Annotated in this window: 25 protein-coding genes and 1 pseudogene; 10 read left to right on the top strand and 16 right to left on the bottom strand. The window is 57.4% G+C overall.

Annotated features, from left to right (window positions below; all coding sequences use genetic code 11):
- Positions 1-129 precede the first annotated feature (129 nt).
- From F3J36_RS03295 to pspA, 6 genes are read right to left on the bottom strand one after another with little or no spacing between them, the layout of a single operon-like run.
- On the bottom strand, positions 130-1,203 hold the full coding sequence (locus tag F3J36_RS03295; RefSeq protein ID WP_166718923.1) for a YcjF family protein: 1,074 nt from the start codon (positions 1,201-1,203) through the stop codon (positions 130-132).
- A complete protein-coding gene (locus F3J36_RS03290; protein ID WP_166718922.1) occupies positions 1,200-2,597 on the bottom strand; it encodes a YcjX family protein in 1,398 nt (465 codons plus the stop codon). The genes F3J36_RS03295 and F3J36_RS03290 overlap by 4 nt, the downstream gene beginning before the upstream one ends.
- Positions 2,578-2,826 (bottom strand): phage shock protein PspD, encoded by a 249-nt coding sequence (pspD, locus tag F3J36_RS03285; RefSeq protein WP_021506136.1) that lies wholly within the window; start codon positions 2,824-2,826, stop codon positions 2,578-2,580. The genes F3J36_RS03290 and pspD overlap by 20 nt, the downstream gene beginning before the upstream one ends.
- 48 nt (positions 2,827-2,874) lie before the next feature.
- A complete protein-coding gene (gene pspC / locus F3J36_RS03280; RefSeq protein WP_058758492.1) occupies positions 2,875-3,222 on the bottom strand; it encodes an envelope stress response membrane protein PspC in 348 nt (115 codons plus the stop codon).
- Entirely contained in the window at positions 3,219-3,443 is a 225-nt protein-coding gene (gene pspB / locus F3J36_RS03275) for an envelope stress response membrane protein PspB (protein ID WP_058769745.1), read from the bottom strand. The genes pspC and pspB overlap by 4 nt, the downstream gene beginning before the upstream one ends.
- A 57-nt stretch (positions 3,444-3,500) precedes the next feature.
- Positions 3,501-4,166: a phage shock protein PspA gene (gene pspA / locus F3J36_RS03270; RefSeq protein ID WP_058758491.1), complete on the bottom strand. Its 666-nt coding sequence runs from the start codon at positions 4,164-4,166 to the stop codon at positions 3,501-3,503.
- Positions 4,167-4,322: 156 nt separating this feature from the next.
- Between pspA and pspF the strand changes: the two genes are divergently transcribed.
- Together pspF and leuA are read left to right on the top strand one after the other, a co-directional pair.
- Positions 4,323-5,318, top strand: a complete 996-nt coding sequence (gene pspF / locus F3J36_RS03265) for a phage shock protein operon transcriptional activator (RefSeq protein WP_166718921.1) — start codon at positions 4,323-4,325, stop codon at positions 5,316-5,318.
- 119 nt (positions 5,319-5,437) lie between these two features.
- Positions 5,438-7,123 carry a 2-isopropylmalate synthase gene (gene leuA / locus F3J36_RS03260; RefSeq protein WP_166718920.1) on the top strand — a complete coding sequence of 562 codons (1,686 nt, stop codon included), beginning with the start codon at positions 5,438-5,440 and terminating at the stop codon, positions 7,121-7,123.
- Here the strand turns inward: leuA and F3J36_RS03255 are convergent.
- Positions 7,074-7,856 (bottom strand): annotated as a pseudogene (locus F3J36_RS03255) (helix-turn-helix transcriptional regulator). The gene leuA and the pseudogene F3J36_RS03255 sit on opposite strands and share 50 nt — an antisense overlap.
- The gene (locus tag F3J36_RS03250) at positions 7,857-8,720 is read right to left on the bottom strand and encodes an NAD(P)-dependent oxidoreductase (RefSeq protein ID WP_058774730.1); all 864 of its coding nucleotides are present in this window, start codon (positions 8,718-8,720) and stop codon (positions 7,857-7,859) included.
- 215 nt (positions 8,721-8,935) lie between these two features.
- Here F3J36_RS03250 and pqqU point away from each other — a divergent pair, with 215 nt between their 5' ends.
- Entirely contained in the window at positions 8,936-11,059 is a 2,124-nt protein-coding gene (gene pqqU / locus F3J36_RS03245; RefSeq protein WP_211072803.1) for a TonB-dependent receptor PqqU, read from the top strand.
- Between the two features lie 35 nt (positions 11,060-11,094).
- On the opposite strand, the gene F3J36_RS03240 is transcribed toward pqqU, so the two are convergent.
- A complete protein-coding gene (locus F3J36_RS03240; RefSeq protein WP_166718918.1) occupies positions 11,095-11,574 on the bottom strand; it encodes a DM13 domain-containing protein in 480 nt (159 codons plus the stop codon).
- Positions 11,575-11,990: 416 nt separating this feature from the next.
- On the opposite strand from F3J36_RS03240, the gene F3J36_RS03235 reads away from it, so the two are divergent.
- Entirely contained in the window at positions 11,991-13,001 is a 1,011-nt protein-coding gene (locus tag F3J36_RS03235; protein WP_166718917.1) for a hypothetical protein, read from the top strand.
- Positions 13,002-13,400: a hypothetical protein gene (locus F3J36_RS03230; protein ID WP_247653122.1), complete on the top strand. Its 399-nt coding sequence runs from the start codon at positions 13,002-13,004 to the stop codon at positions 13,398-13,400.
- 146 nt (positions 13,401-13,546) lie between these two features.
- On the opposite strand, the gene F3J36_RS03225 is transcribed toward F3J36_RS03230, so the two are convergent.
- From F3J36_RS03225 to F3J36_RS03215, 3 genes are all read right to left on the bottom strand, one after another.
- Positions 13,547-14,101 (bottom strand): isochorismatase family protein, encoded by a 555-nt coding sequence (locus tag F3J36_RS03225; RefSeq protein WP_166718916.1) that lies wholly within the window; start codon positions 14,099-14,101, stop codon positions 13,547-13,549.
- Between the two features lie 16 nt (positions 14,102-14,117).
- Entirely contained in the window at positions 14,118-14,543 is a 426-nt protein-coding gene (locus F3J36_RS03220) for a MarR family winged helix-turn-helix transcriptional regulator (RefSeq protein ID WP_166718915.1), read from the bottom strand.
- Positions 14,544-14,640: 97 nt separating this feature from the next.
- Complete coding sequence (locus F3J36_RS03215) at positions 14,641-15,186, bottom strand: helix-turn-helix domain-containing protein (protein WP_021506147.1); 546 nt, start codon at positions 15,184-15,186, stop codon at positions 14,641-14,643.
- 97 nt (positions 15,187-15,283) lie between these two features.
- Here F3J36_RS03215 and F3J36_RS03210 point away from each other — a divergent pair, with 97 nt between their 5' ends.
- From F3J36_RS03210 to F3J36_RS03195, 4 genes are all read left to right on the top strand, one after another.
- Positions 15,284-16,462 carry a benzoate/H(+) symporter BenE family transporter gene (locus tag F3J36_RS03210; RefSeq protein WP_166718914.1) on the top strand — a complete coding sequence of 393 codons (1,179 nt, stop codon included), beginning with the start codon at positions 15,284-15,286 and terminating at the stop codon, positions 16,460-16,462.
- Between the two features lie 153 nt (positions 16,463-16,615).
- On the top strand, positions 16,616-17,932 hold the full coding sequence (locus F3J36_RS03205; RefSeq protein WP_166718913.1) for an SrfA family protein: 1,317 nt from the start codon (positions 16,616-16,618) through the stop codon (positions 17,930-17,932).
- 2 nt (positions 17,933-17,934) lie between these two features.
- Positions 17,935-20,934: a virulence factor SrfB gene (locus tag F3J36_RS03200; protein WP_166718912.1), complete on the top strand. Its 3,000-nt coding sequence runs from the start codon at positions 17,935-17,937 to the stop codon at positions 20,932-20,934.
- A gap of 197 nt (positions 20,935-21,131) precedes the next feature.
- Entirely contained in the window at positions 21,132-21,758 is a 627-nt protein-coding gene (locus tag F3J36_RS03195; protein ID WP_166718911.1) for a glycoside hydrolase family 19 protein, read from the top strand.
- Between the two features lie 33 nt (positions 21,759-21,791).
- On the opposite strand, the gene F3J36_RS03190 is transcribed toward F3J36_RS03195, so the two are convergent.
- The gene (locus tag F3J36_RS03190; RefSeq protein WP_166718910.1) at positions 21,792-22,196 is read right to left on the bottom strand and encodes a hypothetical protein; all 405 of its coding nucleotides are present in this window, start codon (positions 22,194-22,196) and stop codon (positions 21,792-21,794) included.
- A gap of 69 nt (positions 22,197-22,265) precedes the next feature.
- Complete coding sequence (locus F3J36_RS03185; protein ID WP_166718909.1) at positions 22,266-22,760, bottom strand: AraC family transcriptional regulator; 495 nt, start codon at positions 22,758-22,760, stop codon at positions 22,266-22,268.
- Positions 22,761-22,944: 184 nt separating this feature from the next.
- On the opposite strand from F3J36_RS03185, the gene F3J36_RS03180 reads away from it, so the two are divergent.
- On the top strand, positions 22,945-23,442 hold the full coding sequence (locus F3J36_RS03180) for a hypothetical protein (RefSeq protein ID WP_166718908.1): 498 nt from the start codon (positions 22,945-22,947) through the stop codon (positions 23,440-23,442).
- Here F3J36_RS03180 and F3J36_RS03175 read toward each other — a convergent pair.
- Both F3J36_RS03175 and F3J36_RS03170 read right to left on the bottom strand, forming a co-directional pair.
- On the bottom strand, positions 23,363-23,992 hold the full coding sequence (locus F3J36_RS03175) for a hypothetical protein (RefSeq protein WP_166718907.1): 630 nt from the start codon (positions 23,990-23,992) through the stop codon (positions 23,363-23,365). The two genes, F3J36_RS03180 and F3J36_RS03175, sit on opposite strands and share 80 nt — an antisense overlap.
- A 466-nt stretch (positions 23,993-24,458) precedes the next feature.
- On the bottom strand, positions 24,459-25,100 hold the full coding sequence (locus F3J36_RS03170) for a hypothetical protein (protein WP_166718906.1): 642 nt from the start codon (positions 25,098-25,100) through the stop codon (positions 24,459-24,461).
- Positions 25,101-25,141 lie beyond the last annotated feature (41 nt).

The following is a 25,141-nucleotide window of genomic DNA, read 5'->3' as shown; positions in this document are numbered from 1 at the left end:
ACACTCTGAGGCAGGTGACGAAGAGAAGTGTAGCGGAACAACCAACAATAATCCCGCCAGAAATCACCCTGAGCACAGATAATTTCACCTTTCACACCCTCGGCAGCGTGAAAGGCAGACATAGTGAGATTATTTAGCAGCCTGACCTGCTTTATCACCGCTTTTGGCCAGCGATTCTTTAAGCTGTCCCACCAGTTCACGGCGGAAATCGCCGAGCCGCGGTTTGTCCTCCGCCAGCCACGGCAGCGGACGGCATAATTCCATCGCTTTGATCCCCAGTCGGGCGGTGAGCAGCCCGGCACCGATGCCCTGCGCCGCACGCGCCGAGAGACGGGCGGCGATGTCCTGCGACATCCAGTCCATACCGACTTCGCGCACCAGCTCTGACGCCCCGGCAAACGCCATATTCAGCAATACCAGCCGGAACAGCCGGATGCGACTGAAGTAGCCGAGTTCAATGCCGTAGATGGCCGCGATGCGGTTCACCAGCCGCAGGTTACGCCAGGCGATAAACGCCATGTCCACCAGCGCCAGCGGGCTGACGGCAATCATCAGCGTCGATTCTGCCGCGTGGCGGCTGATTTCGCGCCGCGCCTGACGGTCCAGCACCGGCTGCACCAGCTGCGCATACAGCGTGACAATTTCGCGGTCGTTATGGGTTTCGTGCAGTGCCGCGTGCCAGCGCTGCAGTGCCGGATGCGCCTGATCCAGCTGCGCCTGACGCGCCAGCTTTTCGCAGAACGCCCGGCCTTTGCCAATGCCGTGGCTGGCCAGCAGTTCACGGCCCACGTCCCGCTCTTCCGCCCGCTGACGCAGACGATACAGCCGACGCCATTCGCCAATCAGCGCGCCAGCGCCAGCGGCGACAATCAGCCCACCGGCCACGCCGCTGCCCAGTGCAAACCAGTCGCGCGTCAGCCAGGCATCGTGCAGCCACTGGGCGCCCTGCGCCACCACGCTGATGCCAAAAATACCCAGCCCGACGCCCACCATTTTGCGCCACAGGCTGCGCTTTGGCCGCAGCGCGGCTTCCACCACTTTCTCGCCGGCGCCCTCTTCCAGCGGCTCCGCGTCAGGCGTCACCAGAAACCCCTGTTGCGCGTCGCTGCTAAAGGTGTGTGCCGCGCGCAGGGCTGGCTCCGCAGGCTCCTGCAACGGGCGGGCAAAATCTATCCGTGGTTTGAGTGGCGTTTCATCGCTCATCGCAATTTATCTCCCAGTAAAAATTCCAGCGCAGCATCCATGCGGATATGCGGCAACGGCCGATCGACATCCAGCTGCTGCGGCCGGAACTGTTCAAACTGAAACCCCTGCTGCTGCCAGAAGCTGTTGCCCGGCAGGCGCGGCGGTACTTCGCCCGGGTAAAAGGTCAGCGGCTCACCGTCGGCGAGGCGATGACCGCGCAGCGCCGGTAATTTTTCTCCGCGATGATCCACCAACCCGCTCTCGGTCGCCTGCACCGACGCCAGCCCCAGACAATCCATGCTGATGCCTTCAAACGCGGCGTTCTGCCACGCGTCCTGTACCAGCTGCTGCAGCAGCGACACCATATTGGCGTGCTGATCGGCGGTGATGTGATCGGCCTTGGTGGCGGCAAACAGCAACTTATCGATGACCGGCGAGAACAGACGGCGGAACAGCGTGCGCTGGCCATAGTGAAAACTTTGCATCAGCTGGGTCAGCGCCAGCCGCATATCATTGAACGCCTGCGGTCCACTGTTGAGCGGCTGCAAGCAGTCGACCAGCACGATCTGGCGATCGAAGCGCAGGAAGTGATTTTTATAAAACCCTTTCACCACATGCTGACAGTAGTAGTGGAAACGCTGCTGCAGCATGGCGAAATTGCTGCCGGCCGGTGCCTGCAGCAGCTTGCCGGCCTGCTGTTCATCGACGTTGGGCCACGGGAAAAACTGCAATGCCGGCGCGCCAGCCATGTCACCCGGCAACACAAAACGTCCCGGCTGGATGAAGTGCAATCCTTCGGTTTTGCACTGATGCAGGTAGTGGGTCCAGGCCGCGGCGATCTCCGCCAGGCGGTTTTCATCGGCGGGCGCGAACGGGTCGAGATCGGCGCTCAGGCTGTGCCAGCGCGCGGCCCACTGCTGCCGATCGCCCTGCAGCAGGCCGACCATCTGGCGTGACCAGCTGAGATAATCCTGCGCCAGCATCGGCAGATCGAGCAGCCACTCGCCGGGATAATCGACAATTTCGAGGTAAAGGGTGGCGGTATCTTTGAAATGACGCAGCAGAGACTGATCCGGCCGGTAGCGCAGCGCCAGGCGCATCTCACTGACGCCGCGCGTCGGGGTCGGCCACATCGGCGGCGTGCCGTACAGCTGGGCCAGCCCTTCGTCATAGGTAAAGCGCGGCGTGCCCAGCTCACGCTGGGGTACGCGCTTCACGCCCAGCAGCCGCTCTTCGCGCACCACGGAAAACAGCGGCAAACGCGCGCCGCTGTGGACATTGAGCAGCTGGTTAACCAGCGAGGTGATAAAGGCGGTTTTGCCGCTGCGGCTCAGGCCGGTGACGGCGAGGCGCAGATGACGATCCACGCCACGGTTCATCAGCCCCATCAACTCATTTTGCAGTCTTTTCATCGCTCTCCCTGATGAAACGTGCCGACAGGCGGTTAAACGCCTTACTCAGCAACGGTTCCAGGGCGGCCGCCAGCAACAGGCGCAGCGGACGGCGCGCCACCGATTTCACTGCCCAGCCGGCCAGGCCGCCGGGCGCATAGGTTACTGCACTGATGATGATGAATTTTCCCGCCGACTTCAACGCAGGCGTTGCGCGGCGGCGCAGAGCAGTTAAACGTTGCGTATGCATAGCGCCTCTCTTAGAGCAGCGGACCCGCTGACGGGCCCGCGACAGGGATTAAATCTGGCGGAAACGGCTGCGTACGCTGAAGGTTTCTGAGGTCACGTAACGCTCAATATCGCGTACGTTACGCTCATCCGCGGTGAGCGTATTTTCCAGCTCATCCAGCAGTTCGCGCGCCGTTGGTGTGCGCTCAGAGGGTGCGTCCAGCGGTTTTTCATCCAGCACGTAGCCAAGGATAAAATAGGCGGTCACGGTGATCATAAACAGACCGAAAAACAGCGACAGCACCACAATCACACGCAGCAGCCGCACCGGAATGTCCAGGTACTCGGCCAGCCCGGCACACACGCCGCGCACTTTGCCCTGCTGCGGAATACGCCACAGTTTGCGTCCGTTCATCATGGCTGCCTCCAGTTCGGGTGTTCGGCATCGAGGATCGCTTCCAGCGCCTCGACCCGGTCACGCATGCGGCGCGCTTCCTGCGTCAGCTGCTGCAGGCGCTGCAGGTCACCGGACGAAAGCGCCCCGCCGTTGCGTTTGTTGCTGTAGTGCAGCCATAACCAGATCGGTGCCACAAACAGCACGAAGATCGTTAACGGTATGGCCAGAAATAGTGCGCTCATTGACTCTCCTTTTTCAGTACACCCGGCAATCCGGGCCCGTTAGCAGGCCCGGGGCGATCACTCGCTGCGGTTCATTTTGGCTTTCAGCGCAGCCAGCTGCTGGCTGATTTCGTCATCGGCTTTCAGATCGGCAAACTGCTGGTCGAGCGTTTTGCTTTTACCAAAGCGCTGGCTTTCCGCTTCTGCTTCCATGTGATCGATGCGACGTTCAAACGACTCGAAGCGTGCCATCGCCTCATCCAGCTTGCCGCTGTCGAGCTGACGACGCACATCGCGTGATGATGAAGCCGCCTGGTGACGCAGCGTCAGGGCCTGCTGGCGAGCGCGGGTTTCACTGAGTTTTTTCTCCAGTTCGCCAATCTCGCCTTTCATGCGATCCAGCGTCTCTTCAACGTGGCTGGCTTCCTGCTGCAGCGCAGCGATCAGGTCGGTCAGCTTCTGTTTCTCAATCAGCGCCGAACGGGCTAAATCTTCTTTCTCTTTACTCAGCGCCAGCTCAGCTTTTTCCTGCCATTCGGCCTGCTGAATTTCGGCCTGCTCAATACGGCGCAGCAGCTGTTTCTTTTCTGCCAGCGCGCGGGCCGAGGTGGAACGTACTTCCACCAGCGTGTCTTCCATTTCCTGAATCATCAGGCGTACCAGTTTCTGCGGATCTTCGGCACGCTCCAGCAGCGAGTTGATGTTAGCGTTCACGATATCGGCGAAACGAGAAAAAATACCCATAATGATGTTCCTCTGGTTGTCATGTCTTTACGCCCATAACTAATACAAGATGCGTGCCAGTTTTTAATATGCTGATTTTACTGGGTTTGACTGTTTTACAAGCGCGGCGCAATCCGTTAAGGTAGTGAAATTAATTAATCAGTGGTGAATTTCATCATGGCAAACGGTAAAGACAATCTGCTGGGCGAGTCGAATAACTTTTTAGAGGTGCTGGAACAGGTATCGAAACTGGCACCACTGGAGAAACCGGTGCTGGTGACTGGTGAACGCGGTACCGGTAAAGAGCTGATTGCCAGCCGCCTGCACTACCTCTCCGACCGCTGGCAGGGGCCGTTTATTTCGCTCAACTGCGCCGCGCTGAATGAAAATCTGCTGGATTCCGAGCTGTTCGGCCATGAAGCCGGTGCCTTTACCGGCGCCCAGAAGCGCCACCTTGGCCGCTTTGAGCGCGCCGATGGCGGCACGCTGTTTCTGGATGAGCTTGCCACTGCGCCGATGCTGGTGCAGGAGAAACTGCTGCGCGTGATTGAGTATGGCCAGCTGGAACGCGTTGGCGGCAATCAGTCGCTGCAGGTTAACGTGCGGCTGGTGTGCGCCACCAACGAGGATCTGCCCGCATTGGCCGCCGCCGGCCGTTTTCGCGCCGACCTGCTCGATCGCCTGGCGTTCGATGTCGTCCAGCTGCCGCCGCTGCGCGAGCGCCGCAGCGATATTCTGGTGATGGCCGAGCATTTTGCCATTCAGATGTGCCGCGAGCTGGGCCTGGCGCTGTTTCCCGGCTTTAGCGAGCGCGCTCAGCTCACCCTGTTGCAGCACAGCTGGCCGGGCAATGTGCGTGAACTGAAAAACGTGGTGGAGCGCTCGGTGTACCGTCATCACAGCACCGAACAGGCGCTCGACACCATCATCATCAATCCGTTTGCGCCACGCAGCGCGCCTGCGGTAACTGAAGCGGAAGCAGAACAGCGTGAAAATACCCTGCCGGCGCTGCCGCTGGATTTACGCCAGTGGCAAAACCAGCAGGAGCGCGCCCTGGTCGAAGCCAGTCTGCAACAGGCGCGATACAACCAGCGCCGCGCCGCTGAACTGTTGCGCGTCACTTATCATCAGCTGCGCGCGATGATGAAAAAACACGGGATCGAAGCACAGTAGGGTTTTACTGACGGGTATCGCTGCGGCAGCTGTCAGTTTTGCACGCCGGGTTGTCAGCTATGCGTGAGCCGCGTCCGGCAGGTAACTGCAGACTACAGGCAGACCTCAAGGAGACCCCCATGCTGACTCAACCTGCTGAAAAATATCGCCCGTGGCCTGTCATCAATCTGGCGGATCGCCAGTGGCCGTCACGCCAGATCACCCGCACGCCGCGTTGGCTCTCAACCGATTTGCGCGATGGCAATCAGGCGCTGGCTACGCCGATGGACAGCGCGCGCAAATTAGCATTCTGGCAACTGCTGCTGCGCTGCGGCTTTAAAGAGATTGAAGTGGCATTTCCCGCCGCCTCGCAAACCGATTATGACTTTGTGCGCCTGCTGATTGAACAGCAGCACATCCCTCACGACGTCACTATTCAGGTATTAACCCAGGCGCGCGGCGATTTAATCGATCGCACCTTTGCAGCGCTGCGTGACGCGCCGCAGGCGATTATCCATCTGTATAACGCCACCGCCCCGCTGTTCCGTGAGCGCGTCTTTCGTCAGAGCAAAGCTGAAATCGTCGAGCTGGCCTGCGCCGCCGCGCGGCAAATCCGCGCACGCTGTGCGGCGCAGCCCGCCACGCGCTGGACCTTTCAGTACTCGCCGGAAACTTTCTGTTTTACCGAGCCGGAATTCGCGCTGGAAATCTGTGAGGCGGTTGCCGCCATCTGGCAGCCGGGACCGCAGCGGCCGATGATCATCAACCTGCCCGCCACGGTGGAAGTCAACACGCCTAACGTGTATGCCGACCAGATCGAGTATTTCTGTCGCCACTTCAGCCAGCGCTCGCAGGTGGCCATCAGCGTCCATCCGCATAACGATCGCGGCACCGGCATCGCCTGCGCCGAGCTGGCGCTGCTGGCCGGGGCCGATCGCGTTGAAGGCTGTCTGTTTGGTAACGGCGAGCGCACCGGCAACGTCGATCTGGTGACGCTGGCGCTGAATCTCTATACCCAGGGCGTGACGCCTGAGCTGGACTTTAGCGATATGCGCGAGGTGCTGGAAGTGGTGACGCGCTGTAACCAGCTGCCGGTCCATCCGCGCCATCCTTACGCCGGCGAACTGGTGTTCACCGCCTTCTCCGGCTCACATCAGGATGCCATTCGCAAAGGCTTTGCCGAACGCAGCGCGCGTAATGAAGTGGTATGGCAAATGCCCTACCTGCCGCTCGATCCGCTGGACATCGGCTGCAGCTATGAAGCAGTGATCCGCGTGAACAGCCAGTCCGGTAAAGGCGGTGCCGCCTGGCTGCTGGAACAAAATCACGGTCTGCAACTGCCGCGCGGCCTGCAGCAGGATTTCAGCCGCTGCGTGCAGCAGCAGACCGATGCTCACGGCCAGGAGATGACGCACCACGCGCTGTGGCAGCTGTTCTGTCAGCAGTACGGCCTGCAACAGCCGCGGTGTCGCCTGCTGCAGGCGGAGAGCCATAGCAATGATCAGGGCGAGACGCGGATTAAAGCGCGCTTGCAGCAGGGTCCGCAGCAGCTGCCCCTGGAAGGGCGCGGCAACGGTCTGCTGTCAGCGGCGGTGGCCGCGCTGTGTCAGCGCTACGATCTGGCCGTAACCATTGAGGATTACCATGAACACACGCTGGGCAAACGTAGCGACAGCCGTTCGGTGTGCTATATCAGCTGCATCACGCCGCGTGGCGAGCGTGCGTGGGGCGTGGGTATTGATAATGACGTGACGCGCGCCTCGCTGCAGGCGTTGCTTAACGCGGCGGGCGCTTTTCTGCCGCCGGAAAGTAGTTCGCTGGCGTAACGCCCAGCACGCGACGAAACATGGCGCTGAAGGCGCTCGGGCTGTCGTAGCCGAGGTCGAGCGCCACGGCCAGCACCGTATCGCCCTGTGCCAGCCGGGTCAGCGCCACGCTCAGCCGGGCACGCCGCAGCTAGTCGCTAAACTGCAAACCGGTTTCGCGACTGAAATGGCGCGCCAGCGTGCGCTCCGCGACACACAGCTGCGCCGCTGCGCGCGCCAGCGTCCAGCTCTCGCCCGGCGCCTGCTGAATCTGCTGGCACAGCGTCAGCAACCGGTCGCTGTGCGGCAGTGGCAGGCCAAACGGCAGCACGTCCATCACGCGAATCTCATCGAGAATCAGCTCGTAAATGCGCTCGGCGCGACTGCCAGACGCGTAATGCTCCGGCAGCGTGAGCGCGCTGACAATCAGCTCCCGCAGCAGCGGCGATATCTGCACCACCTGACAGCTGGCGGGCAGATCGGCGCGCGCCAGCGGATCGACAAACAGGGTGCGCGCCGCCACGCTGCCAACGATGTGCAGCGCATGACGCGTGCCGGCCGGCAGCCACACGCCGCGGCTGGGCGGCACAATCCAGCTGCCGTGTTGCGTTTCCACTTTCACCACGCCGCTCAAAGTATGTATCAGCTGCGCGCAGTGGTGATAGTGCCACGGCTCCGCATCGCCGTGCGCATAATCATGCGCATACGGCACCAGCGGACGCTGCGAGAAGTCAAAGTCGAGCCGCTGACTCATTTAGCGTTTCAGGTACTGATAAACCGCCGCCAGATCCTGCTCGCCGTAACCGGCATCGACCGCCTGCTGCCAGACATCGACGATGTTTTCCAGCGCCGGCAGAGAAGCGTCGCCGGCCGCATCCAGCGCCAGCCGCGCATCCTTCAGCGCCCAGATCAGATGCATCTGCGGCGTAAAGTCGCCGCTGGCAATCATGCCGAGTTTCATTTTGGCGTACGGCGCTGCCAGCGGACCGCCCTCCAGCACCTGCCAGAGATCGTCGGTAGTGAAACCAAACTGCTCTGCCAGCCGGGTGCTTTCGGCAAGACTCTGCATCAGGCCAATCAGCCAGCTATTCACCACCAGCTTCATGCGCGAGCTGGCGCCGGCGGCACCCAGCCACTGCGTCCCTTTACCAATCGCGGCGAACACCTGCTCCGCCGCCTGGGCGCGCTGCCGGTCGCCGCTGGCCATCACCAGAATCTGCGCGTTTTCAGCCGGCGCTTTGGTACCGGAGACCGGCGCATCAATAAACACCACGTCCGGCCGTGCGGCCGCCAGCCCGGCGATCAGCGCGTCGGTCGCTTCAACACCGATGGTGCCCATCTGCGCCACGGTAGCCCCCTGCTGCAGTGCGTTCTGCACCTGGTTAAGCGTGGCGCGCGTGGTAGCGCCGTCCGCCAGCATGGCAATCACCACGTCTGCGCCTTCCACAGCCTGCGCGGCGCTGTCGCTCAGCGTCAGGCCTGCGGCCACCAGATCTTCGCCTTTGGCACGCGTGCGGTTCCAGCCGCGCACGGTAAAGCCCTTCTTCAACAGATTGGCGGCAAATGCGTGCCCCATCGCGCCTAATCCCAGTACCGCCACTACGGGTTGCTGACTCATGTTTTCTCCTTATTCTTACCGCAGGCAAAACGATCACACTGACAGAAATCGGGACTGACAGCCAGGCCAGAGGTGCGGTGAAAGGACATTTTTCATGCCACACTTAACAGGGTTCCGCCCTACTATTAACGCTTTTCAAACCCGCGCTAAAACGATTAACATACGCGCGATAAATGTCCCGATTGGTTCATTTCACGTCTTTTACGGTTATTAAAATGAAAATTGCTCTTTTGCGACAGGCACCGTTGCTGATGCTGCCTGCACTCCTGCCGCTGCCGTTATTAGCGGCGGACAATGCCAGCACTACCCTGGTGGTGAGCGCCGCGCCCGCGGCCAGTGGACTCTCCGAGCTGGATACCCCGGCGGCGGTCAGCGTTGTCAGCGGCGACGATATGCGCCACGCCGCACCGCGCGTTAACCTGTCTGAAAACCTCACCAGCGTGCCCGGTCTGCAAATCCAGAACCGGCAGAATTATGCGCAGGATCTGCAGATTTCAGTGCGCGGCTTTGGATCGCGTTCCACCTTCGGCGTACGTGGCATCCGAATGTACGTCGACGGCATTCCGGCCAGCATGCCGGATGGCCAGGGGCAAACCTCGAATATCGATATCGGTTCCATCGATCGCGTGGAAGTGCTGCGCGGCCCGTTCTCCGCGCTGTACGGTAACGCATCGGGCGGCGTGATCAATGTGGAAACCCAGCGCGGCCAGCAGCCGACCACGCTGGAAGCCAGCAGCTGGTACGGCAGCTACGGCAGCTGGCGCAACAGCGTAAAAGCGAGCGGTGCCACCGGTGATGGCAGCCATGCCGGCGATGTTGACTATACGGTGTCGGCTTCGCGCTTCACCACGCACGGCTATCGCGACCACAGCGCCGCGCAGAAAAACCTCGGCAATGCCAGGCTTGGCGTGCGCATTGACGATGTCAGCACCCTGACGCTGCTGTTCAACAGCGTTCACGTTCAGGCGCAGGATCCGGGCGGCCTGACGCCGGATCAGTGGCGTGATAATCCGCGCCAGGTGGCCAGCAACGTCACGCTGTACAACGCGCGTAAAACCGTCGACCAGACCCAGGCGGGCCTGCACTACCAGCGCCAGATGAGCGACAACGACGATCTCAGCGTGATGCTCTATGCCGGTGAGCGCGAAACCACCCAGTATCAGTCCATCCCGCTGGCAACCCAGCTGAAAGCCGGCTATCCCGGTGGTGTCATTTCACTGGCGCGCCACTACCAGGGCATTGATACCCGCTGGACGCACCGCGCGACGCTGTTGACGCTGCCGGTGACCCTGACCGGCGGCCTCGACTATGAAACCATGAGCGAGAAGCGCAAAGGCTATCAGAACTTCACCCGCAGTGATGGTGCCACCGACTACGGCGTGCAGGGTGATCTGCGCCGCAACGAGCGCAACCTGATGTGGAACCTCGATCCCTATCTGCAGACCGCGTGGCAGCTGAGCGATCGCTGGTCGCTGGACGCCGGCGTGCGCTTCAGCACGGTCAATTTCGATGCTAACGACTATTACGTGACCGCCAGCGATCCGGATGACAGCGGCAATCGCCGCTATCACCGCTGGCTGCCTGCGGCCTCGCTCAAATACGCGATTAATGATGGCTGGAACGCCTATGTTTCCGCTGGTCGCGGCTTTGAAACGCCGACGCTCAATGAACTCTCCTACCGCGCGGCGGATCAGGCCGGGCTCAATCTCAACCTGCAGCCGGCCACCAGCAATACCGTGGAGCTCGGCAGCAAAAAACGCCTCGGCAACGGCCTGCTGACCGCTGCGCTGTTTCAGACCGATACCAAAAACGAGATCGTGTCAGACAGCAGTTACGAAGGCCGCACCAGCTACAAAAACGCCGGTGAGACGCGCCGCCGAGGCCTGGAACTCGGACTCGATCAGCAGTTTGGCTATGACTGGCACCTGAAAGCCGCGTGGACGCTGCTCGACGCGCGCTACCGCAGTAACGCCTGCGGCAGCGACAGCTGTGACGGCAAGCGCATCCCCGGTATTGCACGCAATATGGCTTACGCCGGACTGGCCTACGCGCCGGAGCAAGGCTGGTATGCCGGCGGCGACCTGCGCTACCTGAGCGACATTGCGGCCAACGACCAGAATGATGTCAAAGCGCCGGCGTATACGGTGGTGGGACTGAACAGCGGCTATAAATGGCTGGTGCAGAACTGGACGCTGGATCTGTTTGGCCGTGTGGATAATCTGCTCGACCGCCACTATATCGGCTCGGTCATCGTTAATGAGAGCAATGGCCGGTATTACGAACCCGCACCGGGGCGTAATTACAGCGTCGGCCTGACGCTAAGCTACGCTTTCCAGTAATCTAAATGGGGCACCGGCGCACGTCGGTGCCTTATTCAGGTGCGATAACGCGCTGAGCCGACAAATTTCGAAAATTGCTCACTCCAGATTTGCACGGCGCAATATTCCTGCGGATCGATGCCTTCCGGCAGCGATTTAATAAAATCACCAAAGTTATTTAAATCGCCAATTAACGCCGATTGATGTTTTATTTGCAGAAATGAGTGCTGATCAAACGCCTGAGTTTTGGTGAGGTAAATTTTATAGTGTGGACCGGGGGCAATGTCCCCCTCAAAGGCGATGACGTTTTTATTGAGATAGACCTTGCCGCTGGCCCAGTACAGCGCATCACTGCCCGGCTGATGGCGATCAAACTCACCGCTATATAGTGCTTGCTGTTTCACCAGATTAACCTCCTTTTGCGTGGCATTCACTTCCGCGGTAATTAACGGTGACAGCACCAGACCTAAGGTAATACCGGTGCCCAGAAAAAACAGGCTGGCGATGAGATAAAGCACGTTTAATTTTTTTAGCATCCCTACCTCCCTGCAGCAGAATAGCGCTGTACTGCTCTGCCCGATCCTGCTGCTCACTGGTGTTAATAAAAACGTAAAGTCAGGCTAAATATTGGTTATCGTGTTGCTGTGCATACTGTGACAGTAACCAGCGCTGTTACAACCAATTCTCAACGGCGGCAGGGAAAGCGAGGCGCAGCAGAATAACCAGTGGCAGGGAGCCGCAAAGATAAGGGCCGGCAGCACCAGCCCTGGAGGGAAAAGATCAGTTCAGCAGCGCGAGAATTTCGTCAGTGGTGCCGGTTTCGCATTTACGCATCTGAGCGCTCACACCACATTTGTTAGCCAACATATTTTGCGCCGCGCAATAGAATTACTTATATTGTTTGCTGCAGTCAGGCGTGCAGGATGTTAGTCAGGGAAGGGAGAAAGGATTCATGACACGTAACATCGCCCCGGGATATTGTGTTGTCGAACGCGCTGGATCGCTGGAGTACCAGGCCAGAGAATTGTTTCGCGACACCCGTGCTCCAGCAGTTACCATGTTTATGCAGTTGAACGCTGATACGCCCTGGTTAAGGCCGGGACAGATATTAATCGTCGCCGATCCTGAAACTCAGGCTCCTCTTACGCTGCATGCCTTGACAGCTTTGAGACAGGCTAAGCACAGAATTAACAATGCATTAATTGGCGTCAGTGTTAATGAAGCGGATTTTATGCAAAAACATTATGCCACCATTGCTGCATTAACGAGTGCCGGCAATCAGATTTTTGGTATCACAGGGGATGCCGGAGCAAAATATTTCAGTGCAATAGAGCAGACGTTAATAAAAATAGAGGCCAGTTATCAGAATCAGTTTCGCGCACAGGGAACCCTCATTAGCCAGCAGTTCTTTGTTGAGCGTAATCAATTGCTGAATCAATTAAAAGAACTAGTCAATAAGCCTGTACTCAAAAACCTCTCCCGCTATACCATTAAATTCCAGCAGTACGAAAATATGAAACGAGCGCTAAACCTTTCAAGTCGCTCAATAGTACATGAGTGGTCGACTGTGGGTTTGGGAGGCATACCAGGCTATTCAACCTATGTCGGTAATGCCGCCAAAGCGGCACGTTTTCTTAAGATGGGCGGCTATGTGGGTATTGCGTTTTCTTTTGCCGGGGCGACGAATGATGTTATGAAGGCCTGTACGGTTGGACGTGAGGGTGAGTGCAGTAGATCTGCGTTTAGACAGTATTCGAAATTTGGACTCTCAACCGCTGCGGGTATTGGCGCTGGCGCTGCAGGATCGGCGATTGGCCTGAGTTTTTGCACGGCTATCGGGATAGCCACGGCAGGAGTGGGAGGCGTTGCCTGCGCCGCGGTCGGTTCAGTTGCTGCTGGTTATGCAGCCGGGGAGTTTATGAACTGGGGTGTCGACGCTTTTTATAATCATATGGGCTTATAAATGACGATAAAATTTCTTGGCATATTTATCATTGGGCTATGTTTAGCCAGCTTCTTATTATCTATACTGATTTATGCTTATAACAGAAAGAAATATTACACGCTTTTGGAAGAGTTTCAAAAAAGACATGTATTCCCGGCTCCCTATTCATTTCATTGTCTCGTGGGGTTTTTTGGCGCTGCGCCCATGTCATATTTCTTTATGGGCATTATGAAAAAAAAGAAAGTTTTTTTCCTTAACCGCGATAGTAGCGCCTATGATTTTTTTGATGATAACAAGGGCAAATCTATCGGCTGGATATCTGCGCTTTATTACGCACATTTCACCAGTTTCATCTGTGGTGTATTGATAGCCCTCCTGGGTGCTGCACTTGAGTTAAAAGCGAGATTTTTTCCATAACAGGACCGATTTCTGATTCAGACCTGATGCAGCATTCCCGTAACAGAGAATGCTTAACAGCAGGATGACATCCGCCAGAAGACGGTTGGCTGCGGCAGGAAAATATTGAGAACAGGGCCGGCAGTACCAGCCCTGGAGGGAAAAGATCAGTTCAGCAGCGCGAGGATTTCGTCAGTGGTGCCGGTTTCGCCGAGGCGCGGGAAGAGGCGCTCAATGCTGTTGTGGTGGGTTTCGGCGTTCAGGCAGCTCATCGCATCGGTCGCCAGCGTGACGTTGTAGCCCAGCTCGTACGCCTGACGCGCCGTGGATTCCACGCCGATACTGGTGGCAATCCCGCACACCACCACCTGCGTTACGCCACGCTGCTGCAGCTGCTGGTGCAGATCGGTATTGTGGAACGCGCCCCAGGTTTTTTTCGTTACGCTGATATCGCCCGGCTGCGGTGTCATTTCCGGCACCAGCACCGCCCAGTCTGCCGGCAGAGCAGCATCGTGACGCGGCTGCTGATTGCGGCCCGGCGCGCCGCCCGCCACGTTCACCAGCACCACCGGCAGCTGTTTCGCGCGAAACGCCTGCGTCAGCTGCGTGGCGCGTGCAATCACTTCATCCGGATGGCGCGGCGTAACCGGCAGGCGGACGATGCCGTGCTGCAGGTCGATGACAATCAGGGCGGTTTGGGCATCTAACGTGGTGACAGCCATGGTGAGTCCTCTCAAATTAGTGGTCAGCGAGTCGTTGCAGTAAGGGAATGGCGGCCAGCAGTGTTTGCTGTTCCTGCGGGCTGAGCAGGCTGCTGATACTGTGCAGCAACCAGTCGTCACGCTGGGCGCGATTGCTGGCGATGAGCTGCAGGCAGGCAGCGGTAGGCTGATAACGGGTTTTGCGGCCATCCTTCGCATCGGCCACGCCCTGTACCAGGCCCAGCGTCTGCAGGCTGGCGACCGTGGCACTCATTGACTGGCTGCGCACCCCTTCGCGCGCGGCCAGCTCGGTCACCGTCATTGCGCCGTCGCGCACCAGATACCCCAGCACGGAAACCTGCGGCCAGGTGAGATCGCCCGGCGGGGCCGATTCACGCAGGCGGCGCATCAGTTTGCCATTGATGCTGCGTAACGCGGCAGCGGCGCTAATCAGCTCGCTCATCGCCCTTCTCCTTTACTGATGAGACCGCAGTATATAAATACGCAGGTAAACTGTGTAGTTTGCCTTCGTATCAATTTGTAATTGTGTATCCCGCCGCTCAGCTGCGCTGCAAATAGTGAATCAGGCTATGAAAGCGCAACGGGCTGGCCAGCGGATTGCGGTAGCTGTGCGGCTGATCGGCGGCGAACTGGCTGGCTTCTCCGGCCTGCAGGCGACGCCAGCTGCCCGCCATGCCCAGCAACAGCTCACCTTCCAGCACCACCACCTGCTCAATCACCCCGCTTTCGTGCGCTGACGAATCGCTTTGCGCGCCCGCCGCCAGCGTCACTTCCAGCAGATCGAAGCGCAAACGCGCGTCATACGGCAGCAGCGGCTTCACCTGCATTTGTGCATTGGGCTGGCTGAAGGTCGCCACATCGCCCGACGGCTGCGCCCCGCTCTGCACAAAAAAGGAGAACGGCACATTAAAGCCGGTGGCGATTTTCCATAGCGTGGCGATCGTTGGACTCGACTCGCCGCGCTCAATCTGACCGAGCATGGCTTTACTCACGCCGGTGCGCGCCGCCGCCAGCGTCAGGCTCCAGCCATTGGCCTGACGCAGCTGCTTCAGCGCCTGGCTGAGATGTTGATGCAGATTTTCCATGAATTCTCCTGAAAAGCGGGCGCGCAGTGTACCACTTGTGCGCGCCATACCGTGCGTGCCACAATGTGCGTTATAACGCACAACAGGATGTGATTCCATGACCACTGCGACTGTTCGTCCGGCTTTTTCCTTTCCGATGCTGATTTCCGGCCTGATCGCCGTGCTGGTCGGCTACAGCAGCACCGCGGCGCTGATCTTCCAGGCGGCACAGGCCGCAGGCGCCTCACCGGCGCAGATTGGCGGCTGGCTGTCGATGCTGGGCGTGGGCATGGGACTGGCGTCACTCGGCCTGTCGCTGTGGACGCGGATGCCGGTGCTCGCCGCCTGGTCGACGCCGGGTGCCGCGCTGCTGGCCACCAGCGTGCACGGCCTGACGCTCAATGAAGTGGTCGGGGTGTTTGTCGCGACCAATCTGCTGATTGTGCTGAGCGGCGTGACCGGCCTGTTTGCCCGGCTGATGAACCATATTCCCCAGTCGCTGGCGGCCGCGATGCTGGCGGGGATTCTGCTGCGATTTGGCATCGGCACCTTCAGCGGCTTACAGGATCATTTTGCCCTGTGCGGCAGCATGTGTCTGGTGTGGCTGCTGGGCCGCCGCTGGCTGCCGCGTTATGCCATTCTGCTGGCGCTGGTGACGGGCGTGCTGGTGGCGCTGGGTCAGCGCACCATCCACTTTCCGCCTCATGCGCTAACGCTGAGCGTGCCGGAATTTATCATGCCGCACTTTAATCCTGCCGCGCTGATTGGCGTCGGCTTGCCCTACTTCCTGGTGACCATGGCGTCGCAGAATGCGCCCGGTATTGCCACGCTGCAGGCGCATGGTTACCGGCCGCCGGTCTCCGCGCTCACCGGCTGGACCGGCCTGATCGCGCTACTGCTGTCGCCGTTCGGTGGCTTTTCGGTGTGTATTGCGGCGATCACCGCCGCGATCTGCATGGGCGATGATGTCGATCCGGACCCGGCGCGCCGCTGGGTGGCTTCCGCGCTGGCGGGCGTGTTCTATCTGCTGACCGGCTTTACCGGCGCGCTGATCGCCGTGATGCTCAGCGCATTGCCGCCGGTGCTGATCGCCACGCTGGCCGGTCTGGCACTGCTGGCCACGCTGGCCGGCAGTCTGCAGCGCGCGCTGGCGGAACCCGCGCAACGTGACAGCGCCATCGTGGCATTCCTGATCACCGCCAGCGGCATCTCCCTGCTCGGCGTCGGCTCGGCGTTCTGGGGCCTGATCGGGGGCGTCCTCACCCATTTGCTGCTCAGCCCGCGCCGGAACGGTTAACATTTCACCACCCCGCGTACCGTGGGGGGAATAACGCCCTGTTTCCCCCCCTTTTTCCCCCGTTTGATTGCGGCGCATTTGGCTTAAGATCACTACCATCGCCCATCACACCCGATGTTTGGCTTCAGATAACCACCGATAAGGGCCCAACGAGTGGCAAAAACTTTTCTGCGCAGCGGCAATCTCGACGCGTTACTGGCACTGGGGGAGAACGGCCAGCCGGTCTGGGCTTCTGCCCTGCAAATTCGCGAAACATTACGTTTGCGCCGCCAGACGACTCTGGCCAACTGCCTCGCGATCCCGCAGGCCAACGAGCGCGGTGACCGCCTTGACTGGTACGCGCCATTCAGCGGCAAAGTGAAATCCTGGCTGGCGGCCAGCGATCGCGAAAAGCGTCAGGCGCTGGATCAGCTCACCCTTAATCAGCAGGATTTGCAGGCGCTCAGCCTGCGCGCCCGGGATGCCGACAATCCGGCGATGCGCCTGTTTGGGGCGCTGCTGGCAAAGACGCTGCAGTTTCCCGATCAGCAATACGTCTATCTGGTGGATGGCAAGCCGGTGATCACCTTCTGGGGCTTTGTCGACCCGCAGGCGCGCACGCGTGATGATGCGCTGGCCTGCCTGCGCGACAGCCTTGATGAAGAGCTGCCGCCGCTGGTGGTGCCCGCGCCGGAGCCAGAAAGGGCTGCTGCGCCTGAACCGGTTGCGGCCCCCGTTGTGGCGGAGCCCGAGCCGGAACTGCTGGCGGAACCCGAACCACAGCCCGAACCCGCACCGCTGAGCGTTGTCGCCGACGCGCCCGCGCGGAAGAAATCCGCACTGCGCCCGCTGCTGCTGGTGCTGCCTCTGGCCGCTGCCGCCGCAGCGGGTGTGGCCTTCTGGTTACACGACGCGCCGGTCCAGCCGGCAGAAACCGAAACCGTGCCTGTGGTCAGCGCCGCGCCCGCGCTGGCCCCGGCGATGCTGGCGAAAGCACAGACGCTGGCCGCCACGCTGCCGCACAGCAGTGCGACGGTGACGCCTGCGCCGGCACCGGCTGCCCCACCGGCACCGCCGGAGGTCGTAGCGGAACATACCGAACCGGCCAAAGCGGACGATCTGGTGATGACGGCCGATGACGCGCGCCTTGGCTCGGTGAAATTTATCAATGGTACCTGGCGCGTGACGCTGCGTCAGACCAATCTGCCGACCGGCAAGCCGCCGAGCCTGCGCTATCAGATCCGCAACGGTAAAGGCAGCGCAGTGATTACCCAGGGCGACAATATTCGCTGTAAAGCCGATGTCACCGCTGCCATGACCAGCGCCGGCACCATGGTAGTGCGCAGCCGCTATACTGCCAGCTGCAGCGATAAATCACGCTATCGCATGCCGGAGCTGGTGTGCAAAGCCGGTGATGGCATTGCCAGCTGTACGGCGCAGTATGGCGCCGATCAGGTGTTCCCGTTGACGATTAAGCGTGAGAGTAAGTAACCATGTTGGCTCCCCTGATTGATGACAAACAGAAAATCACGCTGATCGAAGACAGCGGTGTGCAGTTTCTTGATTTTGGTCTGCGCCTGCCCGCGTTACAGGCGCGGCGGCAGTTTGTGCGCCAGACCGCCAACGGCCCGCTGCTGCGCCTCAACGTTGATGGCAACAGCGGCAAGTTTCTGCTCTATCCGCAGGATGGCGGTGCCGCTGAGGTAGTGCGCCCGGAGACCGATATCGCGCTGGCCGATTCCCTGACGCTGCTGGCCGGGCAGTGGCTGCCGCTGCCGGTGCTGCGCTGTTCCAGCGGCCGTCGTTTTATCGGTGGCCCGGATAACTGGGCGCGTCTGCGCCTTGCGCCGCTCAGCCAGCCCGACGCGGCGGGTAATACCCATCGCATCACCCTCGCCTTTGATACGCGCCTGGTGGCCGACGCGGACGGCGGTGAGCAGCTGGGGTTGAGCAAAGCCGATGCGCAGAACGGCGTCAGCTTTGCGCTGGCGTGGCACAACTATGAACTGGGCGAGTTCCTCGACCTCACCTGGGTTGACGGCTGGCTGCGCGAGACGTTCAGCCAGCAGGTGTATGCGCTGGAATCACGCCGCGAGCAGGAAGTGAACCAGGCGCTGCGCGAATTTGAATATCAGGCGCACTATCTCAACGTGCTGGAACTGCTGGGCGAACAGCTCGATCTGGCAGAAATCACCATCCAGGCGGCCTCACCGCAAACGCCGGCGGTCAACGTGGATATCATTCTCGACGTCGGCAACTCGCACACCTGCGGCATTCTGGTGGAAGATCACCCCGAAGAGAGCAACGGCCTGCGCCAGACTTATGAGCTGCAGCTGCGCGATCTGTCGCAGCCGCACCAGGTCTACAACGAGCTGTTCGATAGCCGACTGGAGTTTGCCGAAACGCACTTTGGCAAAGCCAACTTCTCGCTGGAGAGCGGCCGCGAAAACGCGTTTATGTGGCCCTCGCTAACCCGCGTCGGTCGCGAAGCCAGCCGCCTGGCGCTGCAGCGCGCCGGCACCGAGGGCAGCACCGGCCTCTCCAGCCCGCGCCGCTACTTATGGGACGAAGCGCGTTATCAGCCCGGCTGGCGCTTCAACGCCAGCGGCGGCAGCGACGAGCCGCAGGCCACCGCGCTGCCGTTTACTCTGTTGCTCAACGATGAGGGGCAGCCGCTGCATGCCCTGCCGGAAGATGACCGCCTGCCGGTGTTTTCTGCCAGCTACAGCCGCAGCTCGCTGATGACCTTTATGCTGTGTGAGCTGCTGGCGCAGGCCATGATGCAGATGAATAGCGTGGCCCAGCGCCAGCGTATGCCACAAAGCCAGGCGCCGCGCCAGCTGCGTCATGTGATCCTCACGCTGCCGTCGGCCATGCCGAAGCCGGAGCGGGAAATTTTTCGTCGCCGCATGCAGGAAGCCATCGCTCTGGTGTGGAAAGCCGAAGGCTGGCATCCGGCCGACGCCGCGTTTGACGCCGCCAGCCAGGCACACAGCCTGCGGCCGGTGCCGGATGTGCAGATGGAGTGGGATGAAGCCACCTGCGGACAGATGGTGTGGCTGTTCAACGAAACCCAGGTGAACTTTGCCGGTCGCGCGGAAGATTTCTTCAGCAGCATGGCGCGTCCGGATCGCCCGCGCGAAGCGGATGAGCTGCCGGGCAAAAGCCTGCGCATCGCCTCGATTGATATCGGCGGCGGCACCACCGATCTCGCCATCACCCAGTATCGTCTGGATGATGGTCAGGGCAACAACGTGAAAATCACCCCGCGCCTGCTGTTCCGGGAAGGGTTTAAAGTGGCCGGCGATGACATTCTGCTGGACGTGATTCAGCTGTGGATCCTGCCCGCGCTACAGCAGAGTCTGCAAAAAGCCGGCCTGGCGCTGGCGGAACCGCTAATGAACAAGCTGTTTGGACACGACAGCCGCATGGACGGCCAGGCCACGCTGCGCCAGCAGGTCACCCTGCAGCTGTTTATTCCGCTGGCGCAGGCGGTGCTGGAGCGCTATGAAAACTGGAATCCGCTCGACAGCCACAGCGAAATTAACGCGCTGTTTGGCGAGCTGGTGCCGCAGAAGCCAGCCAGCAGCGTGCTGGCGTTTGTCAACGGAGAGATTCAGCGCACGCTCGGCGGCGACAGCCGTTTCGATCTGCTTGACGTGCCGCTGGTGGTGAGCATGGCGCAGTTGCATGCTGAGTTCCTGCAGCACCGGATGGCGATCATCCCGGCGCTGCGCGCCATGTGCGAAGTGGTTTCCCTCTATCAGTGCGATGTGCTGCTGCTGACCGGTCGCCCGTCGCGCTTCCCGGGCATTCAGGCGCTGGTGCGTCATTTGCAGCCGCTGCCGGGCAGCCGCATTTTGTCGCTGGAGGGGTATCACACCAGCGACTGGTATCCGTTCAACAAACAGGGGCGCATTGATAACCCGAAATCCACCGCGGCGGTCGGTGCCATGCTGTGTCTGCTGGCACTCGATCTGCGTCTCAGCAGCTTCTGGTTCCGCGCCGGCGATTTTGAACCCTACTCGACCATTCGTTATCTTGGCGTACTGGATGAAAACGCCACGCTGAGCGATGACAATCTGTGCTACAGCGAGATTGATCTCGACAGCCACAGCTTCGCGCTGGACCGTAAAAGCAGCTTCCGCATTCGCGGTAACGTCTGCCTCGGTTTCCGCCAGCTGGAGAACGACCGCTGGCCGGCGACACCGCTCTACAGCCTGAGCATTACCGATCCGCAGCTGGCGCGCCAGGTAGCGGGCGAAAGCGTGCTGCGCATCAGGCTGGCGGTACAACCGGGGCCGGATAACCTCGGCCCGGAGCGGCTGGTGCTGAGCGAGGCGCGCATGGACGATGGCACGCGCGTGCCGCTGGAGCAACTGAGTCTGAAACTGAATACGCTGTCGGCCACCGGCAACGCCAATGCGCAATACTGGATCGATACTGGATTGATAGTGGCTCCATCCGCAAGTTTTCACTTTAAAATCAATTAGATAACTCACAACACTGATTAATAAATAGACGACTTTTCATGACAAAACATGATGATCCACTACAAATAAATCAATAACTTACAGTATCATTTCGAACGCTAAAATCGTGAAATCCAGCTTTCGGGGCTGCTCAATGTGCCATAATGGAGGACGAAATGTCCTCCTTTTTTCTTGTCACGTCGAGGAAAGCAAACACGATGTTTACCCCGAACGAGTTTCAAAAAGCAGCGGGGATCTCTGATTACCTGCGCGACTTCTGGTTTGATTCTTTGCTGGAAAACCTCATTAATTTTGACATCATCACCCCGCTTCGGATTGCGCATTTCATCGCTCAGATCGGTTATGAGTCTGTTGGTTTCTCTCAGGTGGAAGAGTCCCTGAATTACTCTGAGGCTAGTCTTCTCTCAACCTTTCACGGTCGCATTACTCCTGAACAAGCAAGCGCATATGGCCGCACTGACGCCCATCCAGCGAATCAAAAAATGATAGGGAATATCGTTTATTCGAAAATGAACGGCAATGGCGATATCGATTCTGGTGACGGTTATAATTATCGTGGCCGTGGACTTATTCAAACCAGCGGGAAAGGAAACTATTCAGCCTTGCTGGATTACCTTTCTTTTGACGTTCTCTCTTTCCCTGACTTGCTGTGTCGTCATGATATGGCCACACGTTCTGCTGCTGCATATTGGGGCGCATATCGACTTAATTATTATGCTGATAAGGATGACGTGCAAAATATCACTCAAATCATTAATGGTGGTCAGAACGGGATTGAGGGACGTAAACAAAAACTCGCATTATCGAAATCTGTATTTTGCTAGATAATAAAAAGGCGCTCAATGAGCGCCTTTTTGTTATCGAATCCAGAACGAGAGATTCTTTTCGAATGTGACGTTCAGCTTTTTCGCTGCTCGTTCTAGTATCTCTATCTTCTCTTTTGTGATGCGAAGGTTCTTCTTCAAATATTTGATGCCTATATCAATCGCTAAGGCGGCTTGATCAGGAGAGAGGCGCATGAACCCTATCTCGCTCAAAATCTGCTTTGTGGCGCGCTCAGGGTCTTCCTTGAGCCTGTCCTCAAACTCCCCTCGCAGATTGAAAACATATTCATAATTGAAAATGAGATCGGTGTTCGACAGGATCAGACTCTTCGCCGCCCTCACCTCTTTGATTCTGAGGGGCGCACCGACTGAGTCGATAAGGGAAAGGATCGCTGTGGTCGCGTAGGCGAATTCTTGCGGGTTTGGTTCTTTTTTCATGATGGTCATCGTCTAACAATGGGAAAAGGAATAGCGGAGATAAAAAGCGCTCAGAGAGCGCTTGAGGTGTTAAGCAGTCAGGCGAGCTAAATCAGGTGTATGAGGTAGCGCATGACTCCAGCGTTTCGATTTTTTGTTTGAAGTCGGACACTGGCAGGTTGCCGCGATCGTGTTCGCTTTCATGATTTCAGACATTTTATTACCCAGGTAATCAGGATCGTGAGAGACCCGAGCGCGGAACTCAGAAGGAGTGCATCCGCAATAACGCCGGAAAAGTCGCGCCAGTGATTGTTGACTGGAGAAACCATTGTCATAACAAATATGAGTAATGCGTTTGTGAGTGTTCGCGAGGGCGGTCGCGACATTCAACACGCGGGACATACGGATATACTCTGAAAGCGTATAGCCTGTAATCTCACGGAATAAGCGTTGAAAATGCCAGTGGGTATAACCGCTTACGACTGTAACATCGGAGGCCTGAATTTCAGTTTTGATGTGGTCATTAATCCAATATGTCATTTCTATGACAGTTAATACACGGACGTTATAATTAAAATTGGCCATACGTTTAACCTCATTAATTCAGTGATTATCCCTGGAACATCCGGCAAAAATAGCAAACAGCCAGATCTGAAAGTGATTTGAATATACGAAAGATCAAAAATCGCATTGCTTGTGATTTTGCAATTCTTTAGACGTGGTAAAACATATTCTTAACAAACTCAATCACTTAAGGAATTCGCTCATTATGATTAGACTATTTGGCTTATTAATTTCAATTGCTGGCGCGGTACTTCTTGCTGAACATTTTTTGATGGCGAGCGAATCTTTCGCTCCTGATGTAAATATCAGCACGATTCACGAAGATATTAATAACCTGATAACAGTCATTACTGAATGTTTCGTTATTACGTTCGGATTAATCCTATACGCTGGCAATATCAAAGAAAAGAAAGTCGTCGAATCTGTCCTTAAACGATCACATTTGATGACCGAACTTATTGTGTCTGATTTGGTGCGAGAGACATCCTCCGGTTCATTTGAACTGGATGAGTCGTCCGTCGAAGAACTGGCAATGTCCTATCAGACAGAATGTCCACACAGAAGCGTGAATGACATCATCTTGCTTAAAGCATTAGAGATAGCAGCGATCACCGAACTCTTACCTACGGAGGTGCGCGAGTATTTTGAGCCACTACTAAAGGAAAAACTGAGACAGTTTGATGAAACAAACACAGAAAACTGACATCACCTCGACGCAACATGAATACATAGGTGATGATTTCGCTCAGATTGTGTATTCCTCTGATTTTCAGTAAGTAATAATCTGAATTCGCAAAGACTGAACGCAAAGCGTTAAGATATTGCGTTGACGTCTGCGGATGATCCTTATCAATTTTCTTTTGCTGTGTGACTTTCGCCGGGGTGACTCCCGGCTTTTTTTTCGTCTCGCGTTCACGAACAACCTTCATCGATATGAACTCAACATCTAAGAACAGATCGTGATGAATGTTTGTAGCTGATACTTCGACAGGCTCAATGGTGAGTGTCGAAACCGACATCGGTTCGGATTCCGTTTCTGTCCATTCAGCAAACCAGCGATCGAACTTTACTTCATTCTCAGTGAGTTTTTGACTGCCTGGTTTGTGACGCGAAAGGGTGATGACGCCATAACCCTGAATCGACAATACCACCTCCACGACTGAACCGCGCTGGATGGATCGAATGCGCGTGTTCGTCATGATGATTTCGGATTGGTTATCCTCAAGCAGGGAAAAGAACTCTGATTTGTTCATGATCGGCCTTGTAAACATTTTTGTTGCATTAAGGCCATACTAGTTGGAGGGGCTTTCGTTGTAAACATTTTTGTTTACAAGGTGATTGAGAGGAAGGGTTAGAAAGAGGACGGTTTAAGCTCAGATTGATACGCATCAAAGAAAATGTTCGTGAATAATGCCTTCTCTGTCCAGCTCGACAGTACAACCTCATTAAATCAAGAGTTACTTCTATCACCGTTTTGGACTCTTCCGGCTTAGGGATCATCCTCCAAGCCGGTTTTTTTTAGCCCATAAAACAGTAATCTATCAGCAAGACGACCCATCCTGTCCAGATCCAATGTCCACAGACTGCCAGACGATCGAACCAGCAATTGAAGCGGTTGAGGTTGTACCAGGCGAGCCACAAAGGCAAAAAATATAAAACGATGGTGATTATTATGATGTTGCTGGTGCTCATGATTTAAGCTTCCCTTAAGCTTTAACTCTATCCAATCAAAAAACGTTCACTGTAATCAGGGCGAGCCTTGCTTATCAGGATCACCGAATCATCATTGATGCCCTCACAGGATTTATAGATGAATTCGCTCCATTCGATCTGAAAATCAATCCAGTTCGGGATCTCTTCAATAGAGGATTCGCCCTCAGTATCTTTCAAGCTGAAAACTGAGACATCAGATTGTGTGAAAGAGGTCAGTAAACGACCTTCCCAGAAATGCGCGCCGCATAATGTCATCGGGCCTGGTGTGATGGCGATATTGAATGAATCAAGGAAATGCTCAAAGAAACGGGTGGCAAGGAAATGAAAGGCGTCACGATGTCCCGGCACAAGAGAACTCCAGACAAGGCATTGCGTGATTTTTTTTGACAGGGAGGAAATGCGTTTAAGCATAAACTCTTTGGTAGGATCCAAATCAAAGAGCTTAATATAAAACAACGTCTTTGGTCTGGGTTCATCTGAAATGATTCTGTACTCATTACAGTGAATGGCTTTGAAGAGCCTGAACGGCTTTGGGATGAAGAACCCAGGAATGGAACACGCCTCACCCGCATAGGTCATGAAGGTATGAGTCGTGTCCCGATTCTGATCGTCCTCGTTTAATAGTACGGTGATCTGTGAGCTATGCATGTGAATGATCCTCTTTTTTGTAGGTTCTTTCACAGCATTTT

The sequence above is a fragment of the Pantoea sp. Cy-640 genome (genome assembly GCF_011752635.1).
In the GTDB taxonomy this organism is placed as follows: domain Bacteria; phylum Pseudomonadota; class Gammaproteobacteria; order Enterobacterales; family Enterobacteriaceae; genus Pantoea; species Pantoea dispersa.
Note: the sequence above shows the minus strand (reverse complement) of the source record. Positions and strands in the feature narration are given on the sequence as shown.

What these genes read in the sequence shown, in the direction of transcription:
- F3J36_RS03295 (WP_166718923.1), bottom strand. Translation starts at nt 1,203, where the DNA reads ATGAGCGATGAAACGCCACTCAAACCACGGATAGATTTTGCCCGCCCG.
- F3J36_RS03290 (WP_166718922.1), bottom strand. Translation starts at nt 2,597, where the DNA reads ATGAAAAGACTGCAAAATGAGTTGATGGGGCTGATGAACCGTGGCGTG.
- pspD (WP_021506136.1), bottom strand. Translation starts at nt 2,826, where the DNA reads ATGCATACGCAACGTTTAACTGCTCTGCGCCGCCGCGCAACGCCTGCG.
- pspC (WP_058758492.1), bottom strand. Translation starts at nt 3,222, where the DNA reads ATGATGAACGGACGCAAACTGTGGCGTATTCCGCAGCAGGGCAAAGTG.
- pspB (WP_058769745.1), bottom strand. Translation starts at nt 3,443, where the DNA reads ATGAGCGCACTATTTCTGGCCATACCGTTAACGATCTTCGTGCTGTTT.
- pspA (WP_058758491.1), bottom strand. Translation starts at nt 4,166, where the DNA reads ATGGGTATTTTTTCTCGTTTCGCCGATATCGTGAACGCTAACATCAAC.
- pspF (WP_166718921.1), top strand. Translation starts at nt 4,323, where the DNA reads ATGGCAAACGGTAAAGACAATCTGCTGGGCGAGTCGAATAACTTTTTA.
- leuA (WP_166718920.1), top strand. Translation starts at nt 5,438, where the DNA reads ATGCTGACTCAACCTGCTGAAAAATATCGCCCGTGGCCTGTCATCAAT.
- F3J36_RS03250 (WP_058774730.1), bottom strand. Translation starts at nt 8,720, where the DNA reads ATGAGTCAGCAACCCGTAGTGGCGGTACTGGGATTAGGCGCGATGGGG.
- pqqU (WP_211072803.1), top strand. Translation starts at nt 8,936, where the DNA reads ATGAAAATTGCTCTTTTGCGACAGGCACCGTTGCTGATGCTGCCTGCA.
- F3J36_RS03240 (WP_166718918.1), bottom strand. Translation starts at nt 11,574, where the DNA reads ATGCTAAAAAAATTAAACGTGCTTTATCTCATCGCCAGCCTGTTTTTT.
- F3J36_RS03235 (WP_166718917.1), top strand. Translation starts at nt 11,991, where the DNA reads ATGACACGTAACATCGCCCCGGGATATTGTGTTGTCGAACGCGCTGGA.
- F3J36_RS03230 (WP_247653122.1), top strand. Translation starts at nt 13,002, where the DNA reads ATGACGATAAAATTTCTTGGCATATTTATCATTGGGCTATGTTTAGCC.
- F3J36_RS03225 (WP_166718916.1), bottom strand. Translation starts at nt 14,101, where the DNA reads ATGGCTGTCACCACGTTAGATGCCCAAACCGCCCTGATTGTCATCGAC.
- F3J36_RS03220 (WP_166718915.1), bottom strand. Translation starts at nt 14,543, where the DNA reads ATGAGCGAGCTGATTAGCGCCGCTGCCGCGTTACGCAGCATCAATGGC.
- F3J36_RS03215 (WP_021506147.1), bottom strand. Translation starts at nt 15,186, where the DNA reads ATGGAAAATCTGCATCAACATCTCAGCCAGGCGCTGAAGCAGCTGCGT.
- F3J36_RS03210 (WP_166718914.1), top strand. Translation starts at nt 15,284, where the DNA reads ATGACCACTGCGACTGTTCGTCCGGCTTTTTCCTTTCCGATGCTGATT.
- F3J36_RS03200 (WP_166718912.1), top strand. Translation starts at nt 17,935, where the DNA reads ATGTTGGCTCCCCTGATTGATGACAAACAGAAAATCACGCTGATCGAA.
- F3J36_RS03195 (WP_166718911.1), top strand. Translation starts at nt 21,132, where the DNA reads ATGTTTACCCCGAACGAGTTTCAAAAAGCAGCGGGGATCTCTGATTAC.
- F3J36_RS03190 (WP_166718910.1), bottom strand. Translation starts at nt 22,196, where the DNA reads ATGAAAAAAGAACCAAACCCGCAAGAATTCGCCTACGCGACCACAGCG.
- F3J36_RS03185 (WP_166718909.1), bottom strand. Translation starts at nt 22,760, where the DNA reads ATGGCCAATTTTAATTATAACGTCCGTGTATTAACTGTCATAGAAATG.
- F3J36_RS03180 (WP_166718908.1), top strand. Translation starts at nt 22,945, where the DNA reads ATGATTAGACTATTTGGCTTATTAATTTCAATTGCTGGCGCGGTACTT.
- F3J36_RS03175 (WP_166718907.1), bottom strand. Translation starts at nt 23,992, where the DNA reads ATGAACAAATCAGAGTTCTTTTCCCTGCTTGAGGATAACCAATCCGAA.
- F3J36_RS03170 (WP_166718906.1), bottom strand. Translation starts at nt 25,100, where the DNA reads ATGCATAGCTCACAGATCACCGTACTATTAAACGAGGACGATCAGAAT.